The sequence below is a fragment of the Mesorhizobium sp. M0598 genome (genome assembly GCF_040320865.1).
In the GTDB taxonomy this organism is placed as follows: Bacteria; Pseudomonadota; Alphaproteobacteria; order Rhizobiales; family Rhizobiaceae; genus Mesorhizobium.
In genome coordinates this window covers 75,974-82,936 of the sequence record NZ_JAMYQL010000029.1, presented here as the reverse complement: position 1 = coordinate 82,936, position 6,963 = coordinate 75,974, and the positions used below count along the sequence as shown (strand labels likewise).

7 protein-coding genes are annotated in these 6,963 nt (G+C 63.3%); 4 read left to right on the top strand and 3 right to left on the bottom strand.

Features of this window, described 5'->3' with window-relative positions; all coding sequences use genetic code 11:
* Positions 1–255 (top strand): hypothetical protein (locus NKI59_RS27070; RefSeq protein ID WP_352707883.1); only part of this gene is annotated, 255 nt, incomplete at its 5' end.
* Positions 256–299: 44 nt separating this feature from the next.
* On the opposite strand, the gene NKI59_RS27065 is transcribed toward NKI59_RS27070, so the two are convergent.
* The gene (locus NKI59_RS27065; RefSeq protein ID WP_352707882.1) at positions 300–1,769 is read right to left on the bottom strand and encodes a cobyric acid synthase; all 1,470 of its coding nucleotides are present in this window, start codon (positions 1,767–1,769) and stop codon (positions 300–302) included.
* A 1-nt stretch (position 1,770) separates the two neighbouring features.
* The gene (locus tag NKI59_RS27060) at positions 1,771–2,385 is read right to left on the bottom strand and encodes a dimethylsulfonioproprionate lyase family protein (protein WP_352707881.1); all 615 of its coding nucleotides are present in this window, start codon (positions 2,383–2,385) and stop codon (positions 1,771–1,773) included.
* A 151-nt stretch (positions 2,386–2,536) separates the two neighbouring features.
* On the opposite strand from NKI59_RS27060, the gene NKI59_RS27055 reads away from it, so the two are divergent.
* The 3 genes from NKI59_RS27055 (at position 2,537) to mmsB (ending at position 5,079) form a co-directional block, all read left to right on the top strand.
* The gene (locus NKI59_RS27055; protein WP_352707880.1) at positions 2,537–3,703 is read left to right on the top strand and encodes an isobutyryl-CoA dehydrogenase; all 1,167 of its coding nucleotides are present in this window, start codon (positions 2,537–2,539) and stop codon (positions 3,701–3,703) included.
* Positions 3,704–3,733: 30 nt separating this feature from the next.
* Positions 3,734–4,102: a four helix bundle protein gene (locus NKI59_RS27050; protein ID WP_352707879.1), complete on the top strand. Its 369-nt coding sequence runs from the start codon at positions 3,734–3,736 to the stop codon at positions 4,100–4,102.
* A gap of 92 nt (positions 4,103–4,194) precedes the next feature.
* Positions 4,195–5,079: a 3-hydroxyisobutyrate dehydrogenase gene (gene mmsB / locus NKI59_RS27045; RefSeq protein WP_352707878.1), complete on the top strand. Its 885-nt coding sequence runs from the start codon at positions 4,195–4,197 to the stop codon at positions 5,077–5,079.
* 330 nt (positions 5,080–5,409) lie between these two features.
* Here mmsB and NKI59_RS27040 read toward each other — a convergent pair whose 3' ends face one another.
* A complete protein-coding gene (locus NKI59_RS27040) occupies positions 5,410–6,789 on the bottom strand; it encodes an aspartate aminotransferase family protein (RefSeq protein ID WP_352568934.1) in 1,380 nt (459 codons plus the stop codon).
* Positions 6,790–6,963 lie beyond the last annotated feature (174 nt).

Below are 6,963 nucleotides of genomic sequence, written 5' to 3'. Positions count from 1 at the left end.
GATAAGGTGTTCCACGGACGGCTCCCTTGTTTGAGATCTCAACGAACTCATTCTGGCACATCCGATGCCGTCGGGCGCCGTCCACCCCATCATGCCGTGACCTTGGCCGAGGAGCCAGCGGAGCAGAATTCTGCGCCGCAGCGGCGCTCCGAAGTCAGGGCATGGATCCTGGGTCTGCGCCGCGTCGCTTCGCTCCTTGCTCCGCCCCAGGATGACGAAGCCATGGACGTTTCCGCTAATCGCCAAGGCATGTGATCCGTCGAAGCCAACGACCCGTGCAAAACTTCCGCGCTAAGTATCTAACACGCTAGCCCAAAAATCGTGTCGCAGTCGAGGTGGGTTTCCAGTTCGGCTGCGATCTCGTCCAGTGCCCCTTCGACCTCGGCGCGGTAGTCGATGCCGCCGCCCTTGACGCCGAGGCTTTCGAGGAATTTCGCCCGGAAGGCGTCGGCGGAAAACAGCCCGTGCATATAGGTGCCCGATACCTTGCCGTCGGCCGAGATGGCGCCGTCATCGACGCCGTTGATAACGGCGCACGGCCGCAGCGTGTCGGGACCGGTGGTGCGGCCGAGATGGATCTCGTAGCCCTCGAGCGGCAGATCGAACGGCACCGAGCGCGCGCTGACATTGCGCACCGTCTTTTCCGGCTCCATCACCGTTTCGACGTCGAGTAGGCCAAGCCCTTGTGTCTCGGTAACGCTGCCCTCAATGCCGTCGGGATCGCGCACGCTACGGCCGAGCATCTGGAAGCCGCCGCAAATGCCGACGATGTGGCCACCGCGTTTCCTATGCGCGGCAAGGTCGCGGTCCCAGCCGTTCTCACGGAATTTCAGGAGATCGCCGATCGTCGACTTCGAGCCGGGAATGACCACCAGCCCTGCATCCTGCGGCAAGCGCTGGCCAGGCGGCACGAACACCACCTCGACCTGCGGTTCGGCCTTGAGCGGGTCGAGATCGTCGAAATTGGCGATGCGCGAGAGCATCGGCACGGCGATCTTCAGCGCGCGCTTCTCGCCGGACGCCATCCGTTCGAGTACGACGGAGTCTTCCGACGGCAGCCGCGCCGCCGCCTTCAGCCACGGCACGACGCCAAAACAGCGCCAGCCGGTGAATTTTTCGATCGCCTCGATGCCATCGCAGAACAGCGAGACGTCGCCACGGAACTTGTTGATGAGGTAGCCGACGATCATGCGCCGGTCCTCCTCCGGCAGGATCAGATGGGTGCCGGCGACCGAGGCGATGACGCCGCCGCGATCGATATCGCCGACCAGGATCACCGGCACGCCGGCGCGCGTCGCAAAGCCCATATTGGCAATGTCGCGGCTCCTGAGGTTGATCTCGGCCGGCGAGCCGGCGCCCTCGACAATGACCAGATCGGCGCCCTCGCCGACCTTTGCCCAGGAGTCCAGCACCGCATCCATCAGCCGGCCCTTCAGCGCCTGGTAGTCGCGCGCCCGCGCCTCGCCGAACACCTTGCCCTGCACGACGACTTGAGCGCCGACATCGGTCTGCGGCTTGAGCAGCACCGGGTTCATGTGGACGGTCGGCGCCACGCCGCAGGCGATCGCCTGCAGCCATTGGGCGCGGCCGATCTCGCCGCCGCCAGAATCGCCTGGAATATCGGCGACAGCGGCGTTGTTCGACATGTTCTGCGGCTTGAACGGCCGCACCTTCAAGCCGCGCTTCTTCGCCGCGCGGCACAGACCGGCGACGAGCACCGTCTTGCCGACATCCGAACCCGTGCCCTGCAGCATGATCGCCTTGGCCATATCAGTCCCTGCCCTGCGCAACGGTTCCGGTGATCGTCGACTTGGCCGCCAGTGGCCCGCCACGCCAGAGATAGAGCGCCAGCAGCGGCTCCTTGCCAGTGCGCATGGCGTGGTTGACGTCAGAGGCATGGTGGATCACCTCGCCCGCCGCTCGAAGGCGAAAACCGCCGTCGCCCATGCGCCATTCGGTGCCGCCGGTCAGCGGGATGTAGATCTCCTCCGCGACATGGTGATGATCGGGGTAGACGATGTCGGGTCCAAGGATCAGCAGGCCGGCCGCAACCTCGTCATTGACGAAATGCCCGCGTGTACCGAACACCTCCAGCCAGCCGTAATTGTCGATGAAAACCTTGCCGAAATCCGCCTCGCCATAGGTTTGCCCCCAGCGCAGATCGCCGCGACGCTCCGCAACCAGCCGCGCCAGCGACTTGGCCGCAGCGGGAGCGAGTTCGACGATCCGGCCGAGTTGGACGAGACAAGGCAGTGCATGCGGTTCGAGCGGCCGGCTTGGCATGTCCCAGTCGATTCGGGCCACGGCGTCGCGCACCAGCGCATCATCGAGCGTCTGGAGATAGGCATGGAAGCGTCCAAGCAGTTCGTCGAAATTTGTCGTCACACTTTGCTCCAAAGCGCATTCGCACACAGCCGCTGCCCAGATGGTTGGATGGAGACGATCGGGTTGCGCGGCGGCATCATTGGTCTAGATTGGACTGCGCGCAAAGCCAAAAACGACAGGCCAGCAGGCCGGAAACATCAGGGAGCACGCCATGGACGCCGCTGTCGATGCGGGCACCAGCCAGTTCGAACTCAACGAAGACCAGCGCGCCATCCAGGAGATGGCGCAAGCCTTCGCCGCCGACCGTGTGGCGCCGAACGCACTCGACTGGGATCGCAACAAGTATTTCCCCGCCGATGTGATCCGCGAGACAGGTCCGCTCGGCCTTGGCGGCATCTATGTCCGCGACGACGTCGGCGGCTCGGGGCTCGGCCGGCTCGACGCCGTGCTGATCTTCGAGGCGCTTTCGCGTGCCGATCCGGCGTTTTCCGCCTTCATCTCGATCCACAACATGGCGGCATCGATGATCGACCGCTTCGGCAGCGACGAGCAGCGCCGGCGCTTCCTGCCGAAGCTGACCTCGATGGAATGGCTGGCAAGCTATTGCCTGACCGAGCCCGGCTCGGGCTCGGATGCGGCGGCGCTGAAGACGCGCGCGGTCAAAAGCGGCGGCGATTATGTGCTGAACGGCGCCAAGCAGTTTATCTCCGGTGCCGGCGACAGCGACCTCTATGTCGTCATGGCGCGCACCGGCGCCGACGGGCCGAAAGGCATTTCCACCTTCGTCGTGCCGAACGATGCGCCCGGCCTTTCCTTCGGCGCCAACGAGCGCAAGATGGGCTGGCACATGCAGTCGACCCGCCAGGTAGTCTTCGAGGACTGCAAGGTGCCGGTCGAAAACCTGCTGTCGGTCGAGGGCGCCGGCTTCGGCATCGCCATGGCCGGGCTCGACGGCGGCCGGTTGAACATCGCCGCCTGTTCGCTCGGCGGCGCGCAATCGGCACTCGACAAGGCGCTCGCCTACACCGCCGAGCGCAAGGCTTTCGGGTCGAAGATCAACCAGTTCCAGGCGCTGCAGTTCAAGCTTGCCGACATGGAGACCGAATTGCAGGCAGCGCGCGTCTTCCTCTACACCGCCGCCTCGAAGCTCGACGGCAAGGCGCCGGATGCCTCGAAATGGTCGGCAATGGCCAAGCGCTTCGTCACCGACGCCGGCTTCAATATCGCCAATGACGCCCTGCAGCTGCATGGCGGCTACGGCTATCTGCATGATTACGGCATCGAGAAGCTGGTGCGCGACCTGCGCGTCCACCAGATCCTCGAAGGCACCAACGAGATCATGCGCGTCATCATCGCTCGCGCGCTGATCGGACGGTAAGGCAGTAGGCAGTAGGCAGTAGGCAGAAAGATGACCGGCAAGATCAATTCGTACAAGGATCTTGTCGTATGGCAGCAGGCGATGGATCTAGCCGTCACCGCCTACTCCCTGACCAAGGCATGGCCAAAAGAGGAATTGTATGGGTTGACCAGCCAAATCCGCCGCTCAGCAACCTCTATTCCTGCAAACATCGCGGAAGGTTACGGCCGAGACAACAGAGGCTCCTATCAGCAATTTCTCAGGATTGCCCAGGGATCGCTGAAGGAGTTCGAGACACACCTCCAGATCGCTGAACGCATTGGCCTTGCTACCCATGATCAAGCTTATCACGTGCTTTTAGCGACCGAGGGCATCGGGAAAATGCTTCGCCAACTTATTAGCAAACTTGCGCCCGAATAGGTCGCTTACTGCTTACTGCTTACTGCTTACTGCCTACTGCCTACTGCCTACTGCCTACTGCCTACTGCCTACCCAAACCACGGAGCGCCATTATGACCACCATCGCCTTCATCGGCCTCGGCAATATGGGCAATCCGATGGCCGCCAACCTGGTCAAGGCCGGGTATGCCGTGCACGGTTTCGACCTGGTGCCGGAGAACCTCGTCATTGCCAGGGAGCACGGCGTCATCGTCATGGCCAATGCCGTTGCGGCGGTGAAGGATGCCGATGCGGTCATCACCATGTTGCCGGCCGGCAAGCATGTTCTGTCGGTTTACGCAGACATAGTGTCCAAGGCAAAAAAAGGCGCGCTGTTCATCGATTCCTCGACCATCGATGTCGAGTCGGCTCGAAAGGCCCATGCCATCGCCGCCAAGCATGGGTTGCTGTCGATCGACGCGCCGGTCTCCGGCGGCACGGGCGGTGCGGCGGCCGGCACGCTGACCTTCATGGCCGGCGGTTCGAAGGACGCCTTCGCCAAGGCCGAACCAATCCTCAAGCCGATGGCCGGCCGCATCGTTCATTGCGGCGACGACGGCGCCGGACAGGCGGCGAAGATCTGCAACAATATGATTTTGGGCATTTCGATGATCGGCGTTGCCGAGGCCTTCGTGCTGGCGGAAAAGCTCGGCCTGTCGCACCAGGCGCTGTTCGACGTCGCCTCGACCTCGTCCGGCCAGTGCTGGTCGCTGACCACCTATTGCCCGGTGCCCGGCCCGGTGCCGACATCGCCCGCCAACAATGGCTATAAGCCTGGCTTCGCGGCGGCACTGATGCTGAAGGACCTGAAACTGTCGCAGGAGGCCGCACAGAGCGTCGGTGCGGCAACGCCGCTCGGCGCCGAGGCAGCCCAGCTCTATGCGCTGTTCAACGCACAAGGGAATGCCGGCGCGGATTTTTCCGGCATCATTAATTTCCTCCGTGGTGACCCGGCGTAAGCTCCAAGTTCACAGGTTTTCGATCTGCCCAATGCGGAAAGCCGGCAAATTTAGGTTTGCTTAAGCTCTTGCTAACCCTGCAGTAACGATATGCGTTTAAAACGGATTGCGAGGCGGACATCCGCCCGGCGCTCCGGATCAGGTCTCGCGTACCGGAGCCCGTAAGTTTCGCCGTTAGTTTCGCAAGTGTATTGTTGGCGAAGCGCCATGCGTATCTGGCAAAGCCGCGTTCCGATGGAGCGCGGTTTTTGCGTTTCGCATCCTCGCCTGGCGAGCGCCCATTCAAACGCCGGGCGCCCGCCCGACATGGAGCGCCCGGCGATCGCCTCCCTAATGCTTGCGCAAATCTGCTTGCGCCAGGTCGAGCGCCGTGGCGATGCGGTCGCAGGCCATGTCGATCGTCTCGCGCGTCCAGATCAGCGGCGGCGACAGGATCATCGTGTCGCCGGTGGCGCGCAGCATCATGCCCTGGGCAATCGCGTGGTCGCGAACCATCACCGCCGCGCTGCCGGCCGGCAGGAAGCGCTCCTTGGTCACCTTGTCCTTGACGATCTCGATCGCCCCCATCAGCCCGAACGAGCGCACCTCGCCGACCAGATCGTGCCCACCGAGACGTTCTTGCAGCGCCCTGGCGAAGTAAGGCCCGGTGTCGTTCCTGACGCGCTCGACCAGCCCTTCGCGCTCGATGATCTCGAGGTTCTTCAGCGCCACCGCGCAGGCCACCGGATGCCCGGCATAGGTGTAGCCGTGATAGAATTCGCCGCCCTTTTCGACCAGCGTCGCCGCGATGCGGTCGCCGACCAGCAGCGCCGACAGCGGCTGATAGCCAGAGGTCAGCGCCTTGGCCGTGGTGATGGTGTCGGGCTCGACATCGAAGGCTTGTGCGGCGAACCACTCGCCTGTGCGGCCATATCCGGTGATGACCTCGTCCAGCATCAGCAGGACATCGTATTTGCGGCAGATGCGCTGCACCTCCGGCCAATAGCTCATCGGCGGGATCTTCACCCCGCCTGCCCCCATCACCGGCTCGCCGATGAAGGCGGCCACCTTGTCGGCGCCGGCTTCGAGGATCGCGTCCTCGACCGCTTTTGCCGCGCGCAGGCCGAAATCATGGTCGCTTTCGCCGGGCAGTGCGAGCTCATAGGCATAGGGCATCATCACATGGACGATGTTGGGCACAGCGCCGCCGAGCTGCTTGTGCATCAAATCCATGCCGCCGAGCGAGGCGCCGGCGATGGTCGAGCCGTGGTAGCCCATCTTGCGTGAGATGATGCGGTTCTTCTCGGGCCTGCCTTCCAGCACCCAATAGTGACGGACCAGGCGCAGCGCCGTGTCGTTGGCCTCCGAACCGGACGAGCCGTAGAACACCTGGTTGATGTGCCTTGGCGCGATCTCCGCCAGCTTTTTCGACAGCAGAACCGGCGTCGGCGTCGAGCATTTGAAGAAAGAGTTGTAGTAGGGCAATTCCTTCATCTGGGCGTAAGCGGCGTCGGCCAGCTCGTCGCGGCCATAGCCGACATTCACGCACCACAGCCCAGCCATGCCGTCGAGGATTTCCGTCCCTTCGGCATCATAGATGAACGGCCCGTTGGCGTGGGTGATGATGCGCGAGCCGGTCTCGCGCATCTCTTTGTGGTCGGTGAACGGATGAAGGTGATGCGCGGCATCGATCTGCTGAAGCTGCTTCAGCGAATAATTCTGGTAGGTCATGTCTGGTCTTTCCTCTTGAACCAATCCGGCAGCTTTCGCGCCGGGGCGGATTCGTCAGAGGACAGCGGGCGGCGAATAGCCGATGCGAGCGCAGAGCCGCAACAGCTCGGCGCGTAGCGTGCGCGACGACGGCGTCACCGCCACCCCAAATGCGCAACCCGATTTCGCCAGCCG